27 protein-coding genes are annotated in these 24,486 nt (G+C 62.1%); 22 read left to right on the top strand and 5 right to left on the bottom strand.

Going from position 1 to position 24,486, the window contains the following annotated elements; all coding sequences use genetic code 11:
- Positions 1 to 42: 42 nt before the first annotated feature.
- Positions 43 to 468 carry a DUF4399 domain-containing protein gene (locus tag RG836_RS05380; protein WP_310843794.1) on the top strand — a complete coding sequence of 142 codons (426 nt, stop codon included), beginning with the start codon at positions 43 to 45 and terminating at the stop codon, positions 466 to 468.
- Positions 469 to 522: 54 nt separating this feature from the next.
- On the opposite strand, the gene serA is transcribed toward RG836_RS05380, so the two are convergent.
- Positions 523 to 1,752, bottom strand: a complete 1,230-nt coding sequence (gene serA, locus RG836_RS05375; protein WP_310843792.1) for a phosphoglycerate dehydrogenase — start codon at positions 1,750 to 1,752, stop codon at positions 523 to 525.
- 205 nt (positions 1,753 to 1,957) lie between these two features.
- On the opposite strand from serA, the gene RG836_RS05370 reads away from it, so the two are divergent.
- The 4 genes from RG836_RS05370 to RG836_RS05355 all read left to right on the top strand — a co-directional run bounded on the left by RG836_RS05370 (position 1,958) and on the right by RG836_RS05355 (position 6,246).
- Entirely contained in the window at positions 1,958 to 3,352 is a 1,395-nt protein-coding gene (locus RG836_RS05370; RefSeq protein ID WP_310843790.1) for an FAD-binding oxidoreductase, read from the top strand.
- Positions 3,353 to 3,387: 35 nt separating this feature from the next.
- Positions 3,388 to 4,053 (top strand): fumarylacetoacetate hydrolase family protein, encoded by a 666-nt coding sequence (locus RG836_RS05365; RefSeq protein WP_310843788.1) that lies wholly within the window; start codon positions 3,388 to 3,390, stop codon positions 4,051 to 4,053.
- A gap of 251 nt (positions 4,054 to 4,304) precedes the next feature.
- The gene (locus tag RG836_RS05360; protein WP_310843787.1) at positions 4,305 to 5,231 is read left to right on the top strand and encodes an SdiA-regulated domain-containing protein; all 927 of its coding nucleotides are present in this window, start codon (positions 4,305 to 4,307) and stop codon (positions 5,229 to 5,231) included.
- Positions 5,232 to 5,328: 97 nt separating this feature from the next.
- Entirely contained in the window at positions 5,329 to 6,246 is a 918-nt protein-coding gene (locus RG836_RS05355; RefSeq protein ID WP_310843784.1) for an SdiA-regulated domain-containing protein, read from the top strand.
- A 126-nt stretch (positions 6,247 to 6,372) separates the two neighbouring features.
- On the opposite strand, the gene rpiA is transcribed toward RG836_RS05355, so the two are convergent.
- Entirely contained in the window at positions 6,373 to 7,047 is a 675-nt protein-coding gene (gene rpiA, locus RG836_RS05350) for a ribose-5-phosphate isomerase RpiA (protein ID WP_310843783.1), read from the bottom strand.
- Between the two features lie 333 nt (positions 7,048 to 7,380).
- Between rpiA and ilvA the strand changes: the two genes are divergently transcribed.
- Positions 7,381 to 8,895 (top strand): threonine ammonia-lyase, biosynthetic, encoded by a 1,515-nt coding sequence (ilvA, locus tag RG836_RS05345; protein ID WP_310843781.1) that lies wholly within the window; start codon positions 7,381 to 7,383, stop codon positions 8,893 to 8,895.
- A 39-nt stretch (positions 8,896 to 8,934) separates the two neighbouring features.
- Positions 8,935 to 9,360: a DUF2269 domain-containing protein gene (locus RG836_RS05340; protein ID WP_310843779.1), complete on the top strand. Its 426-nt coding sequence runs from the start codon at positions 8,935 to 8,937 to the stop codon at positions 9,358 to 9,360.
- 120 nt (positions 9,361 to 9,480) lie between these two features.
- Here the strand turns inward: RG836_RS05340 and RG836_RS05335 are convergent, their stop codons facing one another.
- Positions 9,481 to 10,137, bottom strand: coding sequence for a histidinol-phosphatase (locus RG836_RS05335; protein ID WP_310843777.1), 657 nt, complete (start codon positions 10,135 to 10,137; stop codon positions 9,481 to 9,483).
- Between the two features lie 159 nt (positions 10,138 to 10,296).
- On the opposite strand from RG836_RS05335, the gene RG836_RS05330 reads away from it, so the two are divergent.
- Positions 10,297 to 10,776, top strand: coding sequence for an RNA pyrophosphohydrolase (locus RG836_RS05330; RefSeq protein WP_028623697.1), 480 nt, complete (start codon positions 10,297 to 10,299; stop codon positions 10,774 to 10,776).
- 22 nt (positions 10,777 to 10,798) lie between these two features.
- On the top strand, positions 10,799 to 13,078 hold the full coding sequence (ptsP, locus tag RG836_RS05325; RefSeq protein ID WP_310843773.1) for a phosphoenolpyruvate--protein phosphotransferase: 2,280 nt from the start codon (positions 10,799 to 10,801) through the stop codon (positions 13,076 to 13,078).
- Positions 13,079 to 13,247: 169 nt separating this feature from the next.
- On the opposite strand, the gene RG836_RS05320 is transcribed toward ptsP, so the two are convergent.
- Positions 13,248 to 13,994, bottom strand: a complete 747-nt coding sequence (locus tag RG836_RS05320) for an NRDE family protein (protein ID WP_310843770.1) — start codon at positions 13,992 to 13,994, stop codon at positions 13,248 to 13,250.
- Positions 13,995 to 14,391: 397 nt separating this feature from the next.
- On the opposite strand from RG836_RS05320, the gene RG836_RS05315 reads away from it, so the two are divergent.
- The 7 genes from RG836_RS05315 to RG836_RS05285 all read left to right on the top strand — a co-directional run bounded on the left by RG836_RS05315 (position 14,392) and on the right by RG836_RS05285 (position 20,206).
- On the top strand, positions 14,392 to 14,550 hold the full coding sequence (locus RG836_RS05315; protein WP_310843768.1) for a hypothetical protein: 159 nt from the start codon (positions 14,392 to 14,394) through the stop codon (positions 14,548 to 14,550).
- Positions 14,551 to 14,679: 129 nt separating this feature from the next.
- Positions 14,680 to 15,597, top strand: a complete 918-nt coding sequence (locus RG836_RS05310) for a SctD/MshK family protein (protein ID WP_310843766.1) — start codon at positions 14,680 to 14,682, stop codon at positions 15,595 to 15,597.
- 34 nt (positions 15,598 to 15,631) lie between these two features.
- Positions 15,632 to 15,988: a hypothetical protein gene (locus RG836_RS05305; RefSeq protein WP_310843765.1), complete on the top strand. Its 357-nt coding sequence runs from the start codon at positions 15,632 to 15,634 to the stop codon at positions 15,986 to 15,988.
- The gene (locus RG836_RS05300; RefSeq protein ID WP_310843763.1) at positions 15,988 to 16,326 is read left to right on the top strand and encodes a tetratricopeptide repeat protein; all 339 of its coding nucleotides are present in this window, start codon (positions 15,988 to 15,990) and stop codon (positions 16,324 to 16,326) included. The genes RG836_RS05305 and RG836_RS05300 overlap by 1 nt, the downstream gene beginning before the upstream one ends.
- 7 nt (positions 16,327 to 16,333) lie before the next feature.
- Positions 16,334 to 18,475, top strand: a complete 2,142-nt coding sequence (gene sctV / locus RG836_RS05295) for a type III secretion system export apparatus subunit SctV (protein WP_310844441.1) — start codon at positions 16,334 to 16,336, stop codon at positions 18,473 to 18,475.
- Positions 18,472 to 19,785 carry a type II and III secretion system protein family protein gene (locus RG836_RS05290; protein WP_310843760.1) on the top strand — a complete coding sequence of 438 codons (1,314 nt, stop codon included), beginning with the start codon at positions 18,472 to 18,474 and terminating at the stop codon, positions 19,783 to 19,785. Before sctV ends, RG836_RS05290 begins: the two co-directional genes overlap by 4 nt.
- Before the next feature lie 13 nt (positions 19,786 to 19,798).
- Entirely contained in the window at positions 19,799 to 20,206 is a 408-nt protein-coding gene (locus RG836_RS05285; RefSeq protein WP_310843759.1) for a hypothetical protein, read from the top strand.
- 11 nt (positions 20,207 to 20,217) lie between these two features.
- Here RG836_RS05285 and RG836_RS05280 read toward each other — a convergent pair whose 3' ends face one another.
- Entirely contained in the window at positions 20,218 to 21,000 is a 783-nt protein-coding gene (locus tag RG836_RS05280) for a tetratricopeptide repeat protein (protein ID WP_310843757.1), read from the bottom strand.
- Between the two features lie 148 nt (positions 21,001 to 21,148).
- Here RG836_RS05280 and RG836_RS05275 point away from each other — a divergent pair, with 148 nt between their 5' ends.
- The 6 genes from RG836_RS05275 to RG836_RS05250 all read left to right on the top strand — a co-directional run bounded on the left by RG836_RS05275 (position 21,149) and on the right by RG836_RS05250 (position 24,471).
- Positions 21,149 to 21,742 carry a type III secretion protein gene (locus RG836_RS05275; RefSeq protein ID WP_310843755.1) on the top strand — a complete coding sequence of 198 codons (594 nt, stop codon included), beginning with the start codon at positions 21,149 to 21,151 and terminating at the stop codon, positions 21,740 to 21,742.
- Between the two features lie 44 nt (positions 21,743 to 21,786).
- Complete coding sequence (locus RG836_RS05270; protein ID WP_310843753.1) at positions 21,787 to 22,026, top strand: hypothetical protein; 240 nt, start codon at positions 21,787 to 21,789, stop codon at positions 22,024 to 22,026.
- A gap of 105 nt (positions 22,027 to 22,131) precedes the next feature.
- The gene (locus RG836_RS05265) at positions 22,132 to 22,476 is read left to right on the top strand and encodes a hypothetical protein (RefSeq protein WP_409078056.1); all 345 of its coding nucleotides are present in this window, start codon (positions 22,132 to 22,134) and stop codon (positions 22,474 to 22,476) included.
- Positions 22,477 to 22,479: 3 nt separating this feature from the next.
- Entirely contained in the window at positions 22,480 to 23,262 is a 783-nt protein-coding gene (gene sctJ / locus RG836_RS05260; RefSeq protein WP_310843749.1) for a type III secretion system inner membrane ring lipoprotein SctJ, read from the top strand.
- Positions 23,259 to 23,885, top strand: coding sequence for a type III secretion protein (locus RG836_RS05255; RefSeq protein ID WP_310843747.1), 627 nt, complete (start codon positions 23,259 to 23,261; stop codon positions 23,883 to 23,885). Before sctJ ends, RG836_RS05255 begins: the two co-directional genes overlap by 4 nt.
- A complete protein-coding gene (locus RG836_RS05250) occupies positions 23,878 to 24,471 on the top strand; it encodes a FliH/SctL family protein (protein WP_310843745.1) in 594 nt (197 codons plus the stop codon). The genes RG836_RS05255 and RG836_RS05250 overlap by 8 nt, the downstream gene beginning before the upstream one ends.
- Positions 24,472 to 24,486 lie beyond the last annotated feature (15 nt).

Raw genomic sequence — 24,486 nt, 5'->3', positions numbered from 1 at the left:
TGTCATGGCCAAACGGATTTTTCGGAAAAACGGGAGAAGAAGATGAAAACCTTTATGTCACGAGCGGCGATGGCGGGGCTGTTGATGGGGGCTTCGATGCTGGCCGGCGCGGCCACGCCAGCCCCTAAAGGCGCGGAAGTGTTCATCGTTTCGCCGGAAGACGGCGCGACGGTACCACAAACTTTTACCGTCAAATTCGGTGTGAAGGATATCGCCCTGGCACCGGCCGGTGATGTCACCAAGAACACCGGGCACCATCATTTGCTGATCGACGTGAAAGAGCTGCCGGCCGCAGGCGCGCCGATTCCGACCGATCCACACCATATGCACTTCGGCAAGGCCCAGACCCAGGCCGACATCAAACTCGCCCCCGGCAAGCACACCTTGCAACTGGAGCTGGGCGACAGCGGCCACATGCCGTTCGATCCGCCGATTGTGTCGAAGAAAATCACCGTCAACGTCGAGTAACGTTCACCAAAAAGGGAGCCCGAAGGCTCCCTTTTCTTGTCGCTCAAATCGCTGTCAGAACAAAACGCGGCAACGAATGGTGCCGTTGATGTGCTGCAGCTTCTCTTGCGCCAGGTCGGAGTACTCGGCGTCGACGTCGATGACTACATAGCCGACTTTCTCGTTGGTCTGCAGGAACTGACCGGAGATGTTGATACCGTTTTCGGCAAAGACCTTGTTGATCTCGCTCATCACACCCGGAATGTTTTCGTGGATGTGCAACAGACGGTGCTTGCCAGGGTGAGCCGGCAGCGCCACTTCCGGGAAGTTGACCGAGGACACCGACGTACCGTTGTCGCTGTACTTGACCAGTTTTTCCGCCACTTCCAGACCGATGTTGGCCTGGGCTTCAGCGGTGGAGCCACCGATGTGCGGGGTCAAGATCACGTTGTCCAGGCCACGCAGCGGGCTCTCGAATTCTTCATCGTTGGAGCGCGGCTCGACCGGGAACACGTCGATGGCGGCGCCGATCAGGTGCTTGTCCTTGATCGCGGCGGCCAAGTGATCCAGCTCGACCACGGTGCCGCGCGCGGCGTTGATCAGGATCCCGCCCTTCTTGATCGCGCGGATTTCCTTCTCACCGATCATCCACTGGGTGGCGGCGGTTTCCGGGACGTGCAGGGTGACGATGTCGGACATGCCCAGCAGTTCGGTCAGGCTGCCGATCTGCGTGGCGTTGCCCAATGGCAGCTTGGTTACGGTGTCGTAGAAGTACACCTGCATGCCCAGGCCTTCGGCCAGGACCGACAATTGCGTGCCGATCGAGCCGTAACCGACGATACCGAGTTTCTTGCCACGGATTTCGAACGAGTTGGCCGCGCTCTTGATCCAGCCGCCACGGTGGCAGGATGCATTCTTCTCGGGGATGCCGCGCAGCAACAGGATCGCTTCGGCCAGCACCAGTTCAGCCACGGAGCGGGTGTTCGAGTACGGGGCGTTGAACACCGCGATCCCGCGCTCGCGCGCTGCGTTGAGGTCGACCTGGTTGGTGCCGATGCAGAAACAACCGACCGCGACCAGTTTCTTGGCGTGGTCGAAGATCTCTTCGGTCAGTTGAGTGCGGGAGCGAATGCCGATGAAATGCGCATCAGCGATCTTTTCCTTCAGCTGGGCTTCAGGCAGAGAACCGGTGAGGTACTCGATGCTGGTGTAGCCCGCCGCCTTGAGGACGTCGACAGCCGATTGGTGGACGCCTTCGAGAAGAAGGAACTTGATCTTGCTCTTATCGAGAGAAGTCTTGCTCATCTGCGTAAACCTGTGTCCCGGAGAAAAATGGCAGGGAAATAGCCAGCAGACGCTGACCCGAACGGCACGACCGCCGTTACCGCAGAACAGCCTTTCAGCACTACCCTGCGGGGTCGGTATGCTAGCATACGCACCCCGCTAAACACTCATTCCTGCGACGTGAAGCGTTCTCAGGATGACTATGAATTGTTCGAGAGTTCTGTCGATGACCAATCCTGCGCTGATAGAAGAGCTGAAGACCCTGGTTGAGCCTGGCAAGGTGCTGACCGATGCCGACTCGCTGAATGCTTATGGCAAGGATTGGACCAAGCATTTCGCCCCGGCCCCCACGGCCATCGTGTTTCCCAAGACCACCGAGCAGGTCCAGGCCATCGTGCGCTGGGCCAATCAGCACAAGGTCGCGCTGGTGCCGTCTGGCGGTCGCACCGGGCTGTCCGCCGCTGCCGTGGCAGCGAACGGCGAAGTGGTGGTGTCCTTCGACTACATGAATCAGATTCTTGACCTGAACATGACCGATCGCACCGCCGTTTGTCAGCCCGGCGTGGTCACCGAGCAATTGCAGAACCTCGCCGAAGAAAACGGCCTGTACTACCCGGTGGATTTCGCTTCGGCGGGTTCCAGCCAGATTGGCGGCAATATCGGCACCAATGCCGGCGGGATCAAGGTGATTCGCTACGGCATGACCCGCAACTGGGTGGCCGGCATGAAGGTGGTCACCGGCAAGGGCGATCTGCTGGAGCTGAACAAAGATCTGATCAAGAACGCCACCGGTTACGACCTGCGCCAATTGTTCATCGGCGCCGAAGGCACCCTGGGCTTTGTGGTCGAAGCCACTATGCGCCTTGATCGCGCGCCGAAGAACCTGACCGCCATGGTCCTCGGCACCGCTGATTTCGACGCGATCATGCCGGTGCTGCACGCCTTCCAGAGCAAGCTCGACCTGACCGCTTTCGAATTCTTCTCCGACAAAGCGCTGGCCAAGGTCATGGGTCGCGGCGACGTGCCGGCGCCGTTCGAGTCCGATTGCCCGTTCTACGCGTTGCTGGAGTTCGAAGCGACCACCGAAGAAGTGGCTAACCACGCCCTGGAAACCTTCGAGCATTGCGTCGAGCAGGGCTGGGTGCTGGACGGCGTGATGAGCCAGAGCGAAAGCCAGTTGCACAACCTGTGGAAACTGCGCGAGTACATCTCGGAAACCATTTCCCACTGGACGCCGTACAAGAACGATATCTCGGTCACCGTCTCGAAAGTGCCGGCCTTCCTGAAAGAAATCGACGCGATCGTCGGCGAACACTACCCGGATTTCGAAATTGTCTGGTTCGGCCATATCGGCGACGGCAACCTGCACTTGAACATCCTCAAGCCGGAAAACCTGAGCAAGGATGAGTTCTTCGCCAAGTGCGCCACCGTCAACAAGTGGGTATTTGAAACCGTCGAGAAGTACAACGGTTCGATTTCCGCCGAGCACGGCGTGGGCATGACCAAGCGTGACTACTTGACCTACAGCCGCTCGCCGGTCGAGATTGAATACATGAAGGCCGTCAAAGCGGTATTCGATCCTAACGGGATCATGAACCCGGGCAAGATCTTCGCTGTTTGACTTTGCATTTAAGCGCTACGAACCAGGAGTCGGTTATGAGCTATCAGCACCAGTATGTCGACGGTACGCGGATTCACTTCCCGCTGGGTAAAGTGGTGTGCATCGGCCGCAACTACGCCGAACACGCCAAGGAACTGGATAACCCGGTGCCGACCGAACCGCTGCTGTTCATCAAACCCGGCAGTTGCGTGGTGCCGCTGGAAGGTGGCTTCAGCATTCCGACCGAGCGCGGCTCGGTGCACTACGAAGCGGAAATCGCCGTGTTGCTCGGCAAGTCGCTGTCGACCAAACCCAGCCGTGAAGAAGTGCTGGACGCCATCTCCGGTTTCGCCCCGGCGCTGGACCTGACCTTGCGCGACAAGCAAGCCGAACTGAAAGCCAAGGGCCTGCCGTGGGAAATCGCCAAGTCGTTCGACGGCGCGGCGGTGATTGCCCCGTTCGTGTCCGGCAGCACCTTCGCTGACCTGACTGACATTGGCATTCGCCTGACCATCAACGGCGAAGTGCGCCAGGATGGTAACAGCAGCGTCATGCTCAACCCGATCGTGCCGATGATCCAGCACATGGCCGGCTGCTTCTCGCTGCAGGCCGGCGACGTGATCCTGACCGGCACGCCGGTGGGCGTCGGGCCGCTGAACGTGGGTGACGAATTGGTACTGGAACTGCCGGGCGCCAGTCGCTTTACCAGCACTGTGCTTTAACAGCACACGCTGAACCCTGTGGGAGCGAGCTTGCTCGCGAAAGCGGTGTATCAGTCTTCATTGAATTGGCTGGCACACGCTATTCGCGAGCAGGCTCGCTCCCACACTGGTTTTCAGTGTCCGTAATAACGGCATTCCCGCCATTTGCCATTTTTTTCACATCCCGTCTGGATAATTTCGCGGCCGGCCGCCTCTGCGCCAGCCCCGTTTGTGCTATTACCCTTAGCCTGATTTTCTGGAACCCCCCGTTGATGGCCACTCGACCGCTTTCCCCTGCGCAATTCTCCCGTCGTCCCCGTTTTCTGCTGCGTTGGTATTACTGGTTATTGCTGGCAGTCGCCGTCGCTTACGGCCTGGCCTTCGCCATGCATTGGGATGACCGTGGCGTGCTCTGGGTGCAGGAGCGCTTCGAAAGCCCGGCCGAGCGCAAAGAGAGCGTGTGGCTGCCGGATTACCACGCGGTGATCGACGGGAAATTGTTGCCCGGCATGGAGAAGGACGAAGCATCCGATCTGGCCTACAACCCGCAAACCAAAACCCTGTTTTCGGTGATGGGCAAGAATCCGTTCCTGGTGGAGCTGACCTTGCAGGGCGAGGTGCTGCGCAAGATGCCGCTGATGGGTTGGAGCAACCCTGAGGCCGTGACGGTCATGGAAAACGGCTTGCTGGCCATCGTCGACGAGCGCGAGCATTTACTGTCGATCGTCAAAGTCGAGGCCGAGACTCGCGAGTTGCATCGGGATGCCTTCCCTAAATACGACCTCGGCCCGTCCGAGGACCAGAATAAAGCCTTCGAAGCCATTACCTGGGACCCGCGCAACCAGCAACTGCTGCTGGGCGAAGAGCGTCCGGCGGCGTTGTTCAGCTGGAAAAGCGACGGCAGCCAGACCTTGACCGGCAGCAAGCAGAAACTGGTCAACGGCGAACTGGACGTTCGCAACCTGTCGGCCCTGGCAATTGATCCACGCACCGGCCACACCCTGGCGCTGTCGGCGGATTCGCACCTGTTGCTGGAGCTGGACGAGCAGGGCGAGCAAGTCAGCTTCATGACCCTGCTGCGCGGCTTCAATGGGCTGAGCAAGACCATCCCTCGCGCTGAGGGCGTGACCATCGACGATGCCGGTAATATCTACATGGTCAGCGAACCGAACCTGTTCTATCGTTTTGAAAAGCAGTAAACCCGGCAGGGTTGTAGGTTAAGGCCAGTGGCCATTAAGCTTGAATTCATACAGCCGTGGTATTTCATCCGCCACTGACTGTTCATGAGCTTGCCCAATGCGTCGATTTGCCCGCCCTAAACCGCTTTTCATTATTCTTCTGCTGGCCACGCTGATCGGCCTGGCCGTGGTCGGTCAGTACCTGCGTCTGTTCGAACGCGCCTGGTTCAATGCGCGGACGATGTGGCTGCCGGCCTCGGAACTGGCGATCAACCTCGATCGCTATCAAGTGGCAATCGAAGCCAAGGTTATCGAGGGGCTCGACGACGATGTCTCGGCCCTGACCTACGATCCGGTGCGCAACAGCCTGTTCACCGTCACCAACAAGAATGCCGAACTGGTGGAGTTGTCCCTCGACGGCCAGATCCTGCGGCGTGTGTCGCTCATCGGTTTTGGCGATGCCGAAGCGGTGGAATTCATCAGCGCCGACACTTACGTAATTTCCGATGAGCGCCAGCAACGCCTGATCAAGATCCATCTGGACGACGACGTCACCTTCCTCGACGCGGCGGAAGCCGAGCAAATGACCTTGGGCGTGCACATGGGCGGCAACAAAGGCTTCGAAGGCCTGGCCTATGATTCCCTGGGCAAGCGACTGTTCGTGGCCAAGGAGCGCGACCCGATGCTGGTCTACGAAATCCAGGGCTTCCCCCATTACACCCCGGACAAATCCTACGCGGTGCATGTGGTGAACAATCCCAAGCGCGATGCCGGGATGTTTGTGCGTGACCTGTCGAGCCTGCAATACGACGAGCGCAGCGGGCACTTGCTGGCGCTGTCGGATGAGTCGCGATTGATTCTAGAACTGGCGGTGGACGGTCGGCCCCTGAGCACCATGTCCCTGAGCAAGGGCCGCCAGGGTTTGCAGAAAACCGTGCCACAGGCCGAAGGCATTGCCATGGATGACGACGGGGTGTTGTATCTGGTGAGTGAGCCGAATCTGTTTTACGTGTTCAAGAAACCTGCGCAGGAATAACTCACACCACTTAATCAATGTGGGAGCGAGCCTGCTCGCGAAAGCGATATGTCAGTCATCACGGCATCGACTGACACACCCTTTTCGCGAGCAGGCTCGCTCCCACTGTTTTTGCGGCGTCTGGAATTACTCAGCGCGCAGGGTCTTCACACCTTCACTGGTGCCCAGCAGCAGCAAGTCTGCCGGCCGCGCCGCGAACAGGCCATTGGTGACTACGCCGACGATGGCATTGATCTGCTTTTCCAGTTCCACCGGATCAGTGATCTGCAGGTTGAACACGTCGAGGATGATGTTGCCGTTGTCGGTCAACACGCCTTCGCGGTACACCGGGTCGCCGCCCAGTTTCACCAGGGCGCGGGCCACGTGGCTGCGAGCCATTGGGATCACTTCCACCGGCAACGGGAAGGCGCCGAGCACCGGCACCAGTTTGCTGGCGTCGGCGATGCAGATGAAGGTCTTGGCCACGGCCGCGACGATCTTCTCGCGGGTCAGGGCCGCGCCGCCGCCCTTGATCAGGTTCAGGTGGGCGTCGCTTTCATCGGCGCCATCGACGTAAAACTCGAGATCGCTGACCGTGTTCAGCTCATACACCGGAATCCCGTGGCCCTTAAGGCGCGCGGCGGTGGCTTCGGAACTGGCGACCGCGCCATCGAATGCGCCCTTGTGCCTGGCCAGCGCATCGATGAAGCAATTGGCAGTGGAGCCGGTGCCGACGCCGACGATGCTCTTGTCGTCGAGTTTCGGCAGGATGAAGTCGACGGCAGCCTGGGCCACGGCCTGTTTGAGTTGATCCTGGGTCATGCGGGCTCCGGAAGCGGGCAGGGGGGAACGGAAAGGCCGGCATTATAGGCCCCGCGACGGGACCGGGGGAAACACTCCTGTGGCGAGGTGGCTTGCCTGCGGCGAGTGGACTTGCCTGTGGTGAGGGGGCTTGCCCCCGTTGGAGCGCGGAGCGCTCCCCCCTGGACACCCTTCACCAGCCGGTTTCACGACTGCTTCGCAGCCGAACGGGGGCAAGCCCCCTCACCACAGGTAGTGCTTCAGGGCTTAAAACCTCAGGATTCGTGTGGTCCGCCAGCCAAAAGCCGGGTTAGACTCCTTGGCCCTGCCCACCTCGCTCAGTGATGTTTTCCAATGCTTGAACACTATGTGAAAAAGATCCTCACCTCGCGCGTCTATGACGTTGCCGTCGAAACCCCGTTGCAGACTGCTCGCCAGCTCTCCGAGCGGTTGGGCAACGACATTTGGCTCAAACGTGAAGACTTGCAGCCAGTGTTCTCCTTCAAGATTCGTGGCGCCTACAACAAGCTCACGCAACTGAGCGATGAGGAACGCGCCCGAGGCGTGGTCACCGCGTCGGCCGGCAACCATGCGCAAGGCCTGGCCCTGGCGGCCAAGGTGTTGGGCGTGAAAGCGACCATCGTCATGCCCAAGACCACCCCGGAAATCAAAGTCGAAGGCGTGCGTTCGCGCGGCGGCAAAGTGGTGCTGCACGGTGATTCGTTCCCGGAAGCCTTGGCCTATTCGCTGAAACTGGTCGACGAAAAAGGCTACGTCTACATCCACCCTTATGATGATCCCCACACCATTGCCGGGCAGGGCACGGTGGCCATGGAGATTCTGCGCCAGCACCCAGGACCACTGGACGCGATTTTTGTCCCGGTGGGCGGTGGCGGCCTGATCGCCGGGATTGCCGCGTATGTGAAATACCTGCGCCCGGACATCAAGATCATCGGCGTCGAACCCGACGACTCCAATTGCCTGCAAGCGGCGATGGCGGCGGGTGAGCGCGTGGTGCTGCCGACTGTGGGCATCTTTGCCGACGGCGTGGCGGTGGCGCAGATCGGCCAGCACACTTTTGATATCTGCAAGCACTACGTCGATGAAGTGATCACCGTCAGCACCGACGAGATCTGCGCGGCGATCAAGGATATCTACGACGATACCCGCTCGATCACTGAACCTGCTGGCGCCCTCGGCGTGGCCGGGATCAAAAAATACGTCGAGTCCCGTGGAGTCAGCGGTCAGACCTTCGTGGCGATCGACTCCGGCGCCAACGTCAATTTCGACCGCTTGCGCCACGTCGCCGAGCGCGCCGAACTGGGCGAGGGCCGCGAAGCCATCATCGCGGTGACCATCCCCGAGAAGCCTGGCAGCTTCAAGGCGTTCTGCGAAGCGGTCGGCAAGCGGCAGATCACCGAGTTCAACTACCGCTACAACACCGGCAGCGAAGCGCACATCTTTGTTGGCGTGCAGACCCACCCGGACACCGACCCGCGCAGCGCGCTGATCGCCAGCCTCACCGAGCAAGGCTTCCCGGTGCTGGACCTGACCGACAACGAACTGGCCAAGTTGCACATCCGGCACATGGTCGGCGGGCACGCGGCGCATGTGGTCGATGAAGTGGTGCTGCGCTTCGAGTTCCCGGAGCGGCCGGGGGCGCTGTTCAACTTCCTCAACAAGCTCGGCGGGCGCTGGAACATCTCGATGTTCCACTACCGCAACCACGGTGCCGCCGATGGCCGAGTTGTCGCAGGCCTGCAAGTGCCCCACAACGAGCGCCACCTGGTGCCCGCTGCGCTTGAGGAAATCGGCTATCCGTACTGGGACGAAAGCGACAACCCGGCTTATCAGCTGTTCCTGGGCTGAACGGCTACGCTGAAGGGCAGGCCATAAGGAAATCGAAGCATGGAAACGTTAACCGCCCTGAAAATGGCGCACACCGCCGCCACCGCCATCTTGCTCGGTTGTGCTTTGGGCCTGGGGATCTGGGTCTGGCAAACGCGGCGCGGCGGCGATGCCACGGCTCCCGCCCGCACCTTGCAGCGGCCGCGGCTGTTCGTCTGGCTGCTGATGGGCCTGGCGCTGCTGAGCATGCCATTTACCGGTTGGTGGATGGTGCACCTGGTGGGCTGGCCGCTGGGGCAGACCTGGCTGCTGGTCTCAAGCGTGCTCTATACCGTGGCGGCGCTGGCCTGGTTCTGGTTGCTGGTGCGCCTGAACACATTGCGCAAAGCGCCGGGTGGCGCCGGGAAATTCACCTTTGCCTTGGCGCTGTTCAGTTTTGTTTGCCTGGTGGCGATTGCCGGGTTGATGGGGGCCAAACCTGTTTAAGGCTTGAAACCGGGTTGCGGCAATCGCTGGCAAGCCAGCTCCCACAGGGTCTTTCAGTGAACACACATTCGGTGGCCACCTAAAAACCTTGTGGGAGCGAGCCTGCTCGCGAAGGCGTTATCAGCCACGCAAACTGATCACCGGCCAACCCCGCTTCTCAGCCTCAGCTTGCAAATTCGGATCAGGATCAACCGCCACCGGGTGGGTCACCTGCTCCAGCAGCGGCAAATCGTTCATCGAGTCGCTATAGAAGTAGCTGTCGTCCAGTGAATTCCCGGTTTCTTCCAGCCAACGATTCAACCGTGTCACCTTGCCTTCGCGAAAGCACGGGATGTCGGTGCTGCGCCCGGTGTAACGGCCGTCAGCCATTTCGCACTCGGTGGCGATCAGGGTCTCGACCCCCAGGCGCGCGGCGATCGGCGCGGTGACGAAGCGGTTGGTGGCGGTGATGATCACCAGTGTGTCGCCGGCGTCGCGATGTTTGGCCAGCAGTTCGAAGGCCTTGGGCAGCAGGATCGGCTCGATGCAGTCACGCATGTAGTCGCGGTGCCATTGATCGAGCACGGCCATGTCGGTGCGGCCGAGGATTTCCAGGCAGAAGTTCAGGTATTCGGCGTTGTCCAGCTTGCCCGCCAGGTAATCCTGATAGAACGCATCGTTGCGTGCCTTGTACGTCACGGCGTCGAGAAAGCCGCGCTCGCACAGGTAATCGCCCCAAGCGTGATCACTGTCGCCGCCCAGAAGGGTATTGTCCAAGTCGAATAAAGCCAGGCGCATTGCAGTTACCCGCTGATAAGTCGGTAAGTGGGTGGATCGGTAAAAAGGCGACAAGAATACGGTCTTTTCACAAGAGTGCACATAAGGTAGGAAGCTTCGTTGCCGCCTTCACAACCTTTGTGGAACAATGCGACGACATGCGTTTGCGAGGTTGTTGCCGTGATCGACCCCGATGGTTTCCGCCCCAATGTCGGGATCATTCTGACGAATGATGCCGGCCAGGTGCTGTGGGCTCGCCGTATCAATCAAGATGCCTGGCAGTTTCCTCAAGGTGGGATCAACCCCCAGGAGACGCCGGAAGACGCCTTGTATCGCGAGTTGAACGAAGAAGTCGGCCTGGAGCGCGAAGATGTTGAAATACTCGCCTGCACCCGTGGCTGGTTGCGCTATCGTTTGCCGCAACGCCTGGTCCGTACCCACAGCCAGCCGCTGTGCATCGGCCAGAAACAGAAATGGTTTCTCCTGCGCCTGATCTCCAACGAGCAGCGGGTGCGGATGGATTTGACCGGTAAACCGGAGTTCGATGGTTGGCGCTGGGTCAGCTATTGGTATCCGTTGGGCCAGGTGGTGACATTCAAGCGCGAGGTGTATCGACGCGCTCTCAAAGAGCTTGCCCCGCGCCTTTTATCGCGCGACTGACGACGGAGTTCGACCCCGAGCCATGCTCAATACGCTGCGCAAGATCGTCCAGGAAGTTAACTCCGCCAAGGATCTCAAGGCGGCGTTGGGGATTATTGTGTTGCGCGTCAAAGAGGCCATGGGCAGCCAGGTCTGCTCGGTCTACCTGCTTGACCCGGAAACCAACCGCTTCGTGCTGATGGCGACCGAGGGCTTGAACAAGCGCTCGATCGGCAAGGTCAGCATGGCCCCCAACGAAGGTCTGGTTGGCCTGGTCGGCACGCGTGAAGAACCCCTTAACCTCGAAAACGCGGCCGGTCACCCGCGTTATCGCTACTTCGCCGAAACCGGTGAAGAGCGCTATGCCTCGTTTCTCGGCGCACCGATCATCCACCACCGCCGCGTCGTCGGCGTATTGGTGATCCAGCAAAAGGAGCGACGTCAGTTCGACGAGGGCGAAGAAGCCTTCCTCGTGACCATGAGCGCGCAACTCGCCGGGGTTATCGCCCACGCTGAGGCCACCGGTTCGATCCGGGGCCTGGGCCGTCAGGGCAAGGGCATCCAGGAAGCCAAGTTCATCGGCGTGCCGGGTTCACCGGGCGCGGCGGTCGGCACCGCGGTGGTCATGCTGCCGCCGGCCGACCTGGATGTGGTGCCGGACAAGACCATTACCGATATCGACGCCGAACTGGCGCTGTTCAAGACCGCCATCGAAGGCGTGCGCGCCGACATGCGCGCGTTGTCGGCGAAACTGGCGACCCAACTGCGCCCGGAAGAGCGCGCGCTGTTCGACGTCTACCTGATGATGCTCGACGATGCCGCCCTGGGGAACGAAGTCACCACCGTGATCAAGACCGGCCAGTGGGCTCAGGGCGCGTTGCGTCAGGTGGTCACCGATCACGTCAACCGTTTCGAATTGATGGACGACGCCTACCTGCGTGAGCGCGCTTCGGACGTCAAGGATTTGGGCCGGCGCCTGCTCGCGTACTTGCAGGAAGAGCGCCAGCAGAATCTGGTCTACCCGCAAAAAACCATTCTGGTCAGCGAAGAACTGACGCCGGCCATGCTCGGCGAGGTGCCGGAAGGCACGCTGGTCGGCCTGGTCTCGGTGCTCGGTTCCGGCAACTCCCACGTTGCGATCCTTGCCCGGGCGATGGGCATCCCGACGGTGATGGGCCTGGTCGACCTGCCGTATGCCAAGGTCGACGGCATCGAATTGATCGTCGATGGCAATCGCGGCGAGGTTTACACCAACCCCAGCGACGTGCTGCGCAAGCAGTTCGCCGAGGTGGTGGAAGAAGAGAAGCAACTGGCGCTCGGCCTCGATTCCCTGCGCGACCTGCCGTGCGTGACCGTCGACGGCCACCGCATGCCGCTGTGGGTCAATACCGGCCTGCTGGCGGACGTGGCGCGGGCGCAGAAGCGCGGGGCCGAGGGCGTGGGCCTGTACCGCACCGAAGTGCCGTTCATGATCAACCAGCGTTTCCCCAGCGAAAAGGAACAACTGGCGATCTACCGCGAGCAACTCGCCGCGTTCCACCCGCAACCGGTGACCATGCGCAGCCTCGACATTGGCGGCGACAAATCGCTGTCGTACTTCCCGATCAAGGAAGACAACCCGTTCCTCGGCTGGCGCGGCATCCGCGTGACCCTCGACCACCCGGAAATTTTTCTGGTCCAAACCCGCGCCATGCTCAAGGCCAGTGAAGGCTTGAACAACCTGCGGATTCTGTTGCCGATGATCTCCGGCATCCACGAGCTCGAAGAAGCCCTGCACCTCATTCACCGGGCCTGGGGCGAGGTGCGCGACGAAGGCACCGACGTGCCGATGCCACCGATTGGCGTGATGATCGAAATCCCGGCGGCGGTGTATCAGACCAAGGAACTGGCGCGGCAGGTGGATTTCCTCTCGGTCGGCTCCAACGACTTGACCCAATACCTGCTGGCCGTGGACCGCAACAACCCTCGGGTGGCCGATCTTTACGACTACCTGCACCCGGCGGTGCTGCAAGCCTTGCAGAACGTGGTGCGCGACGCCCACGCCGAAGGCAAGCCTGTGAGCATCTGCGGCGAAATGGCCGGTGACCCAGCGGCGGCGGTGCTGTTGATGGCGATGGGTTTCGACAGCCTGTCGATGAACGCCACCAACCTGCCGAAAGTGAAATGGATGCTGCGCCAGATCAACCTCAGCAAGGCCAAGGAACTGCTCGCGGAACTGATGACCATCGACAACCCGCAGGTGATCCACAGCTCGCTGCAACTGGCGCTGAAGAATTTGGGATTGGCGCGAATGGGCAATCCGGTGGCTGCCAAGCCTCTGTAACAGGCTGAAGGCGCTATCGCTGGCAAGCCAGCTCCCACAGGGATTTGTGCTGTTCACACATCCAATGTGGGAGTCTACTCGCGAAGAAGTCGGTAGACACTGAAGTCACATACGACAAAGCCCCCTGTGGGAGCTGGCCTACGATAACGTCAGCCCAGTCAACCGCGCACTACAACCTGAGCTCCACCTCCCCCAAATGCCCGCCATACGGCCCAAAACTGCGCTCGACCATCCACCGCGAACCATCCGCCTGGACGATCAACACCGTGCTCGCTCGCGTGCCATACGTGGGGCTGGCGATGAACACGCTCGACAGCAACGTCTCGGTGGCCAGCCCGACGCCGGTGTCCGGTAACTCGTTGACGGGGGCGGGTTGCGGATCGTTCAACAGCGCCAGCAACGTCTCAGGCCGGGGATCGTCCAGCAACGCCTCAAGGCCGGCGCGGGCCTTCAGCAGTTTGGGCCACGGCGTGTCCAGCCCGGCATTCGATAAGCCGTAGACCCCCGGCGCCAGCAACACCGCTTCCCGTTCCCGCGCGTTGTAGTGCCACAACTCATGGCTGTTGCCGACCAGCAGGTTGAATCCGGCGTATTCCGTCGAGCGCCCGACCACATCGGTCAAATAATCATCAATCGGCATCTCGCCGCTGAGAAAACGCGCCACCAGTTCACCACGGGATTTGCGGGCGGGCGCTTGCTGCGGGTCGCGGATGTTGGTGAGCGCCGCAAAGCGGCCGTGGTCGCCGACCCCGAGCCAAGTGCCGCCAGCCTCCAGATCACGACCGGCATGCACTTGCGGCGCTTCCGGCCATTGCCCCAGCGGCAGGCTGGGCCGGGCGTAAAATTCGTCGCGGTTGGCCGCCACGATCAGCGGTTGGGTGTGCCCCGGCCGCCAGGCAAAAACGATCAGGCACATAAGGTGGTCCTTGTGTGTTTTCTGCCCACTCTACGCAGTCGGCCTCCGGGCATCCATCGCCACGTCGATGCGGCGACCCAGTCTTGCATTTACTCATTCGGATAATTCAACTAACCATTCATCCCGGTTAAATTGTTTCTGTTATTCGTTCGATAACAATTTAACTGTGTGCCAAGTCACAGATAATTGGCTAAATAACAGTTTAGTGATATCAACTTGATATTGGTTTTATGCACAACTTAACCTGTGAAAAACCTTTCACAAGCTTTCACAACGATGTTCGATCTTTTCTAAGTAGTCTTTCGATGTGCCAGCCAGACAGCCCCTGCGGTTGGTACACAAGCCATGCAGTTGTTGGCTTTCGAGAAACTTACCTACTTGAAGAAGGATGTTGAACATGTCTGACGTGCCTCCAGTAAGCTCCGGTAACTCCCAAGCCGCTATTGATAAAATGGCCGCCGTATTTGATATGGCGATCGAGAAGTCTGCTCAAATTACTTTGATCAGCACCCAGAAAAAAGCTGAACTTGACGCTACGAAACAACGACCTAACTAATAAGTCGTGTTTGCGGGCGGCGGCCTCGCTGCCCGCAAGTTTTCGCACTTCGCCAATGATTAATCATCATGATTTTCCTCGGCAGTCACCCCGATGTGCCCTGTGGATTCAAAGGGTGGTATCCCAATCATGACGGCCCTGATTTCCCTGTCCACGACACCCCAGGCCCAACGTCCGCTGCTGAGCATCCTCGACGGCGTGCATCAAGGCGTGGCGTTGTCGCTCGATCAACCGGTGTATGTCCTCGGCGCGGGTTTGCACTGTGATTTAGTGCTCAGCGATCCGGGTATCGCCGACGAACACCTGCACCTGCGCATGACTGAACGTGAGCTGGCCATCGAAGCACGCGGCGGCGACGTGCGCGTTGTGCGTGGCGGGCAATCGATCAACGTGCCCATGGGCAGCGGCCATCGCGCGCGGTTGCCGGTGAACATCCATATCGGCGCTGCTCGATTGCAGATTGAGCAAGTCGGCCCCGCAACAGGCACCACAAACGCACCGCGCCGCGATGATAGCCGCTGGCTGTGGATGGTCGCGCTGGTGGCGTTGTTGCTGGGGGGCTCGGCGTTTGCTCTGCAAAGCGCCCCTGAGCGGAGCCAGCCAGCGCTGGCCGTGGCGTCTCGTGTGGCCACGACAGCGAGCCAACCGGTGCTGACCCTGAAAGAAGCTCGCACCTGGCTCGAAGCACAACTGCGCAGCGACGGTTTCCCCGCCATCACCCTCGAAACCGCCGGCGACCAGCTCCTCGCCAAAGGCGTGTTCGATCGGCCGCTCAAGTCGCGCTGGGCCGATCTGCAACAGCGTTTCGACCAGCGTTTCGGCGGCCAAGTGATCTTGCGCTCCAGCGTGACCCAGCGGGCCGACATCGCCGCGCCGCGCGTGCGCTTCCAGGCTGTGTGGTTCGGCACCGACCCCTACGTGATCAGCGACAGCGGCAAGCGTCTGTATCCCGGCGCGGCTCTGCCGGACGACTGGGTGCTGGAGCGCATCGATCCTGACGCGGTGGTGTTGTCCCGTGGCGACGAACGCTTCAGCCTCACGTTGTAACCCTCCCGGCCGGACATCTTATGCAGACTCCTGAATGAAGATCGAACCCCATCTGCCGCTGGCGCCAAGCCCTCGCACCGCCCCGGTGGAGGAGCTCAAGCCAACGCACGCGCGCCAGTCCCAGGCGTTTGATGCGGTGCTCAGCAGTCGCGAAATCCGCGCCCGGCGCTCCCTGCGCGGTGAAGCGGAAAAAACCGCCGACAGCGAAAGCATCAGCGCCGAACTGTTCGGCAATCGGCGTTCCCTCGACATCCTCGATCACGTGCTGCGGCACATCGTGCCGGCCATGGACGCCGACCCCGAGACGCAACAACTGGCCGAGGCGCTGATCCGCGAAGAGATCCAGACGCGCACGGCATTGGAAGCCCAGCGTTCGCAGGGGCAAGGCTGATGTCCCGGCGCGACCGCGAGGGCGTCGAGTTGCTCAAGGGCCTCGCCGATTTGTATCGGCGCGGCGGCCAGGCGCCACGGGCGCTGGTGTTGCTGCTGATCGCGGCGCACGTGGCGCCAGAAGACGGCGCGCTGCTCAGTCGCCTGGCGCTGCTGTTCATCGAAACCGGTAACGCCTCCCGCGCACTCAATGCCCTCGACCGGCTGGTGGCGCTGCAGGGTGAGTCGGCCAGTTCGTTGCTGCTGCGCAGCCGCGCGCTATGGCTTGGCGCCGATCACGATGCAGCGCGCCAATGCTTCAAACGTTACCTCGCCGCCCGCCGGCAATCCCATGAGTAACCCGTCAATGCGCGTCGTGTCCCGACTCAATGGCCTGGCGCAAATTGCGTCCAAGCGTACCGACGTGATCATCGTCGCATTCATGCTCATGGCCATCGCGATGATGATCATCCCGCTGCCGACCTTTCTGGTGGACGGCCTGATCGCCATCAACATTGCCCTGAGCCTGTTGATCCTGATCCTCGCGTTCTACATCTCGCACTCGGTGGATTTCTCCGCGCTGCCGCCGCTGATTTTGCTCAGCACGCTGTTTCGCCTGGCGCTGTCGATCACCACCACGCGCCTGATCCTGCTGCACGGCGACGCCGGGCACATCGTCAAGGCGTTCGGCGATTTCGTGATTGGCGGGCAAGTGGTGGTGGGTCTGGTGGTGTTCCTGATCATCACCATCGCCCAGTTCATCGTCATCACCAAAGGTGCGGAGCGGGTGGCCGAAGTGGCGGCGCGTTTCACCCTGGACGCGATGCCCGGCAAGCAGATGAGCATCGACAACGACCTGCGCAACGGCGACATCGATCAACCGGAAGCACGCCGCCGCCGCTCGCGGGTCGAGCGCGAGAGCCAGATGTTCGGCGCGATGGACGGGGCGATGAAATTCGTCAAGGGCGACGCCATCGCCAGCCTGGTGATCCTCGCGGTGAACCTGCTGGGCGGCATGGTGATCGGCATGCTCGAACGGGACATGGCCTTCGCCGATGCGGCGCACACCTACACCTTGCTCTCGGTGGGCGATGGGTTGATCGCGCAGATTCCGGCGCTGATGATTTCCGTGGCGGCGGGCACCGTGGTCACCCGGGTCAACGGCGAAGGCGTGCAGGGCGACCTGGGCTCGGAAATCATCCGGCAACTAGGGGCCAGCCACCGCGCGTTAGCGTTGACCGGTCTGATCCTGGCAGGCATGAGCCTGCTGCCGGGCTTTCCATCGACGGTGTTCCTTATTCTCGCGCTGCTGTTCGGCGGCGCAGCGTTGCTGATGCACCGGCGGCAGAAAGCCGCAACCGAAGAAGCGCCGGTCGAGGCCGTCGTGGAAGAACCGGTCGCCGAAGCAGTCCATGAGCCCATCGAGCAGACCAGCAAACCCTTGGACAGCCGTGTGCTGTTGATCCTCGGTTCGGCGCTGGCCGCTTCGGCGCCGGTGCACGGTTTGCGTCAGCGCCTGGAGTCGCTGGGCCACGAGATCCGCGCCGATCTCGGCCTCGAAGTGCCGGTGCCGGAGGTCTATGTCGAGCGCTCCGCAGCAGCGGAACACTTTCGCATCGAGCTTGAAGGCGTGCCGGTCAGTGAAGGGACGATGCCGGCCGATCACCTGTTACTGCAAGACGATCCGGTGCACCTGCACCTGTCGCAGATCCCGCTGCTCGAAGCCGACTCGCCCCTCGACTGGCGCCCCGCGCACTGGATCGAAATTCAGCATGAGGCAGCGCTGAAAACCGCTGGCATCGGCTTCCTGTACCCGGATGAAATTCTCCGCGCATTGGTTGATCGCACGTTGCGCCGTTACGTCGGTGATTTCCTCGGCATCCAGGAAACCCGGGCGATCCTCGAACGTGCCGAAAGCAGTTACGGCGAACTGGTTAAGGAAGTACTGCGCGGCCTGCCGATCCAGCGCATGGCCGAAGCGCTGCGCTTGCTGATCAGCGAAGGCGTGTCGATCCGCAATCAACGGGCGTTGCTCGAAGCCATGGTCGAGTGGGGCCCGCGCGAAGCGGACGCCACGCAACTGGCGGAACACTTGCGCAGCGCCCTGGCCCGGCAGATTTGCCATCAGCACGCCGACCGCAACCGAGTGATCAGCGCCTTCGTGCTGGCGCCGCGTTTGGAGGAACAACTGCGCTCGGCGCTGCGGAAAAAGGAGCATGGCCGCGACCAGTTTCCCGAAGAGTTGAACCGCGCCCTGCTGATGCAGATGCGCCAGGTGTGCGCGCCGCTGGCGCCCGGCGTCACCGGCGTATTGCTGGCGCACCCGGAACTGCGGCGCGGCCTGCGACGCCTGGCGGATCGCGGCGAACTGGAGCTGGCGGTGTTGTCGTTCCGCGAACTGGCCAGCGAATACCACCTGCAAGCCCTGGCCACACTTGGGCTAAACGAAATCACCCACCGCCGCGAGCCTGTTGCCGCGACGGTCACTTCACTGGCGAGCGCTTCATGACCTGTTTTCGACGAATTGCCCTGTGCCTCGCCGCAGTGTGCTGGATACCGCTGCCATCGCACGCCCAGGCCCAGGACATTCGCTCCGGCAGCCGCGGCAGCCTTGACTTGGCGCTGAGCGAAGGCAAGGTCTTGCACTTCGCCGCACCGGTGGAATCGGTGCTGGTGGCTGATCCCGCCGTGGCGGATCTGCAAGTGGTGTCACCGGGGGTGATCTACGTGTTCGGCAAGACGCCGGGGCAGACCTCGCTGATTGCCTTGGGCGGCGACGGCCAGGAAATCGCCGCGCTGGCGGTGAGCGTCAACAGCGGCACGCAAGCGGTGGTGCAACCCTTGAAAGCGCTGCATCCCGGCACCGGGGCGCAGGTCGAAGCCAGCGGCAATCGCCTGATCGCCAAAGGCTCCGTGGGCAGTGTTGCCGAGGCCACCGACCTGAACGCCTTGCTCAGCAGCGAGGGGCAGAACTTCCAGAGCGCGTTGAACAGCGCCACTTACACAGGTTCCGCCCAGGTCAATATCCGCGTGCGCTTCGCCGAAGTCTCTCGCACCGAACTGCTGCGCTACGGCGTCAACTGGAATGCCTTGTTCAACAACGGCACCTTTTCCTTCGGCCTGATCACCGGCGGTGCCCTGGCGTCGGATGTCGCCTCGGGGGCGACCAACGTGATCAGCGCCGGGCTCAGTTCCGGCAACGTCAACGTCGACACTTTGCTTGAAGCCCTGCAAAGCAACGGCATCCTGGAAATCCTCGCCGAACCGAACATCACCGCCATGACCGGGCAGACCGCCAGTTTCCTCGCCGGTGGCGAAGTGGCGATTCCGGTGCCGGTCAACCGCGACGTGGTGGGCATCGAGTACAAGCCGTTCGGCGTGTCGCTGATGTTCACCCCGACTCTGCTGCCCAACGGCCGCATCGCCCTGCAAGTGCGCCCGGAAGTCAGCAGCCTGATGGGCAGCACCGTGGAGCTGGGCGAGTTTCGCGTGCCGTCGTTCCGCGTGCGCCGCGCCGATACCCGGGTGGAAGTCGGCAGCGGCCAGACCTTCGCCATCGCCGGGCTGTTCCAGCGCGAGAGCAGCCAGGACATGGACAAGCTGCCGCTGTTGGGCGACGTGCCGATTCTCGGCAACCTGTTTCGCTCCAAACGCTTCCAGCGCAACGAAACCGAACTGGTGATCCTGATTACCCCGTACCTGGTGGAGCCGGTACGCGGTCGCACCCTGGCGACACCGCTGGATGCCCAGCGCGCCGAGGCCACGACGCTGTCCGCCGGACCGCGCAGCGGCGGCAAATTCGGCTTCTACATGAACTGATCGAGGCGCACCGATGACGTATTTTCCACCGTTGCTTGGCCTGTTGCTGATCACCGCACTGGCGGGCTGCAAGACGCACCTGGACCCGGTCTCTTATTCACCGGATTACCAGGCCACTCGCGGCGCCGATGGCCGGGTCGAGCTGACGCCGGTCGAGTGCCTGAAACCCTCGGCGCCGGATCAGTTCGAGCTGGCCGAGGACTATCGGCCGTCGCTGGCGTTGGGCTGTGCCAATGCGCTGAACCTGTTGCAAATGGTCGAGCAGCGCCAGGACCTGACCCAGGGCCGCGCCACCGGGCCGACGATGGCGGCGCCGGTCGGCCGCGCGGCGCAGGTGTACATCGACGGTTACGACCGTGAAGAGCTGCGTCGACGCCAGGCCGAACAACGGGCCAGCGTCGACACCAAGGAGGGCCAATGAACCGCGCCGCTTCACTGACTGTCGATCAACCCCAGTTCGCGGGCCTGGGCCTGCGGGTCGCTGATGGCTTTGATGCGGCGCGCTTCCACCAGCAATTGCTGGCGTTCGGCGGGGCTGATGTCGTCCAGCGGCGTGCTCAGGGCGTCTTGCTCGTGCCCGGCGAGCACCATCACCAACAGTTCGTTGCGCTGGTGCCGCGCCTGCGCCCGGGGCGATTGACTGACTTTTCGAATGTCGCTCAAGGCTTGTTGCGATTGACCGCCCAAGGCGTAGGCCAGGGCCAGGTTGGATTGTGTGTCGAGGTCCGCCGGCGCCAGGCTCAGGCTCTGCTTGAACGCTGCCTGCGCCGCGCCCGGCTGGCCGCGCAAAATCTGCGCAATACCCAAGCGGTTGTAAGCGACTGGCTGTTTCGAGGTGCTGGCGGCCTGGCTCAAGGCGTTCACCGCGCGCTCCAGTTTGCCTTCGCGCAGTTGCGCGGTGCCGAGGCCGAGCAGGCCTTGCGCGTTGTTCGGGTCCAGTTCGAGGGCTTGCTGGAACGCGCGTTCGGCCCCTCGCGGGTCGCGGCTGTCGAGACGGGTCTGGCCGAGTTTCAGCCACACCTCGAGGCCGGCGCCCGGTTGCGTACTCGCCCGCTCGTACAACGCCGCGGCGGTGGCCGGGTCGCCGCGTTTTTCCACGTCGGCAGCCAGGCGCATGAAACGCTCGTATCCGCTGTCGGGCGTCGACTGGCTGGCGCAACCGGCCAGCAATACAGCGCCGCTCAGCAGCAGGGAACAGGCAAGGATGTTTCGCATGAACAAGGCTCTCGGGTCGGAAGTGACGCCAGCGCCGAGGTGACAACCCAGCGGCGCGAATCAGGGATGAAATCTGCCAGCGACTCTACCAACTTTGCCTCCAATAGCGACCTCTTTATTGGCGTGGCATGCACCATCGGTGGCGATCATGCGTAACGTTCTGATCGTGTTGCTGGCGTGCCTCGCCGCCGTCGTCGCATGGCCGTCGCTGGCCGCGCAAAGCGCTGCACAGAAACAGCCGGACTGGTACGCCGAACCCTATCCCTACGTGCTGGTGGATCAGGATTTGCGCGCCGCGCTCAATGAGTTCGGTCATCACCTAGGGCTGATCATGGTGCTCTCGGACAAGGTCCGCGGTCGTTCGCGGGGCAACCTGCGCGCCGACAGCGCCGGGCAATTTTTGACGCTGCTCAGCGACTCCAATCATCTCAGTTGGTATTTCGACGGCCACATGCTGTACGTCCACGCCGAAGACGAAGCCGCCACGCGTCTGTTCAATCGTTCATCAACCAATATCGAGCAATTGCACGGCTGGCTCGATGGCCTGGACGTGTATGGCCAGCCGCTGTCGGTGCGCGCCAGCGCCGACGGAAACGAGTTGCTGGTGTTTGGCGCCCCGCCGTTTCTGGCGCGGGTCCAGCAGCACCTTGATCAAACGGTGAAACCGGTGGCGGCGGCGCCCGCCCGTGGCCGACCGATGCGTGTGTTTCGTGGCAACAGTGTCACTGAAGTCAACCCTTGAAGTCTTGAACCTACCCAATCGAGCACTCACTCAGGAGCAGCACTATGTCAGTCAACCCAGTGGAAAACGCCAACCCTGGCGGCGTCACCCCGGAAGCCCAGTTCAACGTGGCGCTGGACAATGCCTCGATCAAAGCCAAGGCCGAACCGGCGCCGTCGGGCGAGTTCAGTGACGATGAGCTCGATCAACTGGTGGGCCAGGCCGTGGTCCTCGGCGGGCAGTTCATCGTCATGCCGATGATGCAGAACCTGTTGAAGGAAGCTCAGGAAGACGACGAAGAATAGGGCCCGGCCATGAGCATCAGTCTCGCAGCAAACGCAGCACCGGCGGCTATGCCGCCGGCAGGAGGGCCGGGCGCGGCGCAAGCTTCGCAAAGCCTGTTCGAACACATGGCCAACACCGCCAAGGTCACGCCGGAAGGCGCCGGCCCGCACGAGTTGGGGGCCAACCTGATGGAGCGCCTCAACGGTTTTATCGACCGTTCGCGCGGGTTTTCCGAGCGCACCGACCTGGTGGCCAAAGGCGCCACGCCGACTGAACAACCTGCACTGGCCGCGGCGGAAAAAGCCCCGTCGCAGTCGGGCGAAGCGCCGAAAAAAGTCGGAGAACAGCAGGTCGATCAACTGGTGCACTCGCTGGGGAAAATGTTCGATTACTCCATCGAAACGCAAATGGTCGTGCGCGGGGCGACGCAAGTCTCCGGCGCCGCCAACACCTTACTCAAAGGCCAATAAGCCATGATCCAGCGTCGCCGCCCTGTGCGTTTCATCGGCCTGCTCGTGTTGATCTGCCTGTTGCAAGGCTGCGACATGGACCTCTACACCAACCTCAGCGAGCGCGAAGCCAACGCCATGGTCGCGGTGTTGCTGCGCGAGGGCATTCCCGCTGCGCGCAAGGTCCAGGCCGACGGCCAATTGAAAGTGGTGGTCGACGAGCAACGCTTCCCCGAGGCCATGGCGCTGCTCGACAGCGCCGGTTTGCCGCAACAGGCATTCGCCAACATGGGTCAGGTGTTCAAGGGCAATGGCCTGGTGGCCTCGCCCGTGCAGGAACGCGCGCAGATGATCTATGCCCTCAGCGAAGAGCTGTCGCACAGCGTGTCGCAGATCGACGGCATCGTCTCGGCGCGGGTGCACGTGGTGCTGCCGGACAACGATTTGCTCAAGCGGGTGATCTCGCCGTCCTCGGCCTCGGTGCTGGTGCGCTACGAGCCGTCCACCGACATCAATCAGTTGATTCCGCAGATCAAGACGTTGGTCGCTAACGGCATCTCCGGCCTGAGTTATGAAGGCGTGTCGGTGACCGCGGTGAAGGCGGCGACCTCCAGCAGCCAGGCCAATCGGCAGCCGGCACTCGCCAGTTTCATGGGCCTGTGGCTGCTCGAAGAAAACCTCGGGCAAGCGCGCTGGATGTTCGGCGGATTGTTGCTGGTGGCGCTGCTGCTGGCCGGGGTGCTGGTCAACCAATGGTGGACCCGGCGGCGCGGGCAGTCAGTGTATGCGCTGGAATCGCGACCATGAGCGAACGATACGCCGAGTGGCAACAACTGACCGCGCAGCCGTTGGATTTCGTCAGCGGCGACAGCCTGCGCGCCTGCTTTGCGTCGTCGATCCCTGTCGAGCAGATTCACGGCCTGATCACCCGGCCACGATTCAGCGAGCGTTTGTTGCACCTGCTGATGACGCGTCGCCAATTGTCGCCGCTGGTCAGCGTGCCACTGCCGGAGGAACACGACCTCGCGGTCCTGCTGCTGAGCGCCGAGGCTTTCGCCCAATTGCCGCGTTTGTGTGGCGCGGTGTGGCATGGCGTGACCCTCAGCCGGGAGATTCGCAGCGAAGTGCTTAACCCGCTGCGCGCCGCGTTGGGCGCCGAGGTGTACGCCCAGGCCTTGGCGCATCGGCATCTGGCGGGCGCCGCCAACCTGTTGCTGGATCCGCCGGCACTGATCGCCGCCATCGAGCGCGACGGTCTGGCCTGCGTCAATGCCTGGTTCCGCGAGCAACCACCTGCTCTGCAAGCCTGGCTGCGCCTGCGCCTGCCGGACCTGGGCGAGGATGGGGCGCGCCTGGCGAAAGGCGCGCAGATCGTCCGCGAGATGGCGATCACCTTGACCTCCACCCATAAGGCGCAACCCCATGAATGAACTGCCGAGCCGGCCCACCGCAACCATTCTGCGCGCCGCTGAAGCCGATGCCTGGATCGACGGCTACGGCTTTTTGCAGGCCGCCCGGGAGGAAGCCGAACGTGTGCGCCAGGACAGCCAGCAATGGCTGCGAGCGGCCCGCGACGAAGGCTTCGCCGAGGCCCGTCGGCACGGTGATGAGCAAGTGATCGAACGCCTGGCGCAGACCGCGCAGCAGGTCGACAGCTACCTGGCCGGCATTGAAACGGCATTGGTTGATCTGGCGCTGGGCGTAGTCCGCGAAGTGCTGGACCAGCAGGAACCCGCCGCTCTGCTGCTGTCCTGCACACGCAAGGCACTGCTCGCATTTCGTCAGGACCAGCACTTGACGCTGTTCGTCCCGACCGTCGAGGTGGCGGCGGTGCGTGAACAGTTCGACAACGAAGCGCCGCCGTCGCCGCTGCTGAACGTCGAAGCCGATGCGCAGTTGGCCCCCGGCCAGGCACGCCTCAGCGGTCCGACCGGCACCGTGGAAGTCGGGCTGGAGGCGCAGTTGCAGAACATCCGCCGCAGCCTGCTGCCGTTTGCAGGGGAGAGCGCGGCGTGAACCCGTTGTTGCAAC

The organism is Pseudomonas rhizozeae, from assembly GCF_031583775.1.
GTDB lineage: Bacteria > Pseudomonadota > Gammaproteobacteria > Pseudomonadales > Pseudomonadaceae > Aquipseudomonas.
The sequence above is the reverse complement of the archived record's forward strand: the minus strand, read 5'-3'. Positions and strand labels throughout refer to the sequence as shown.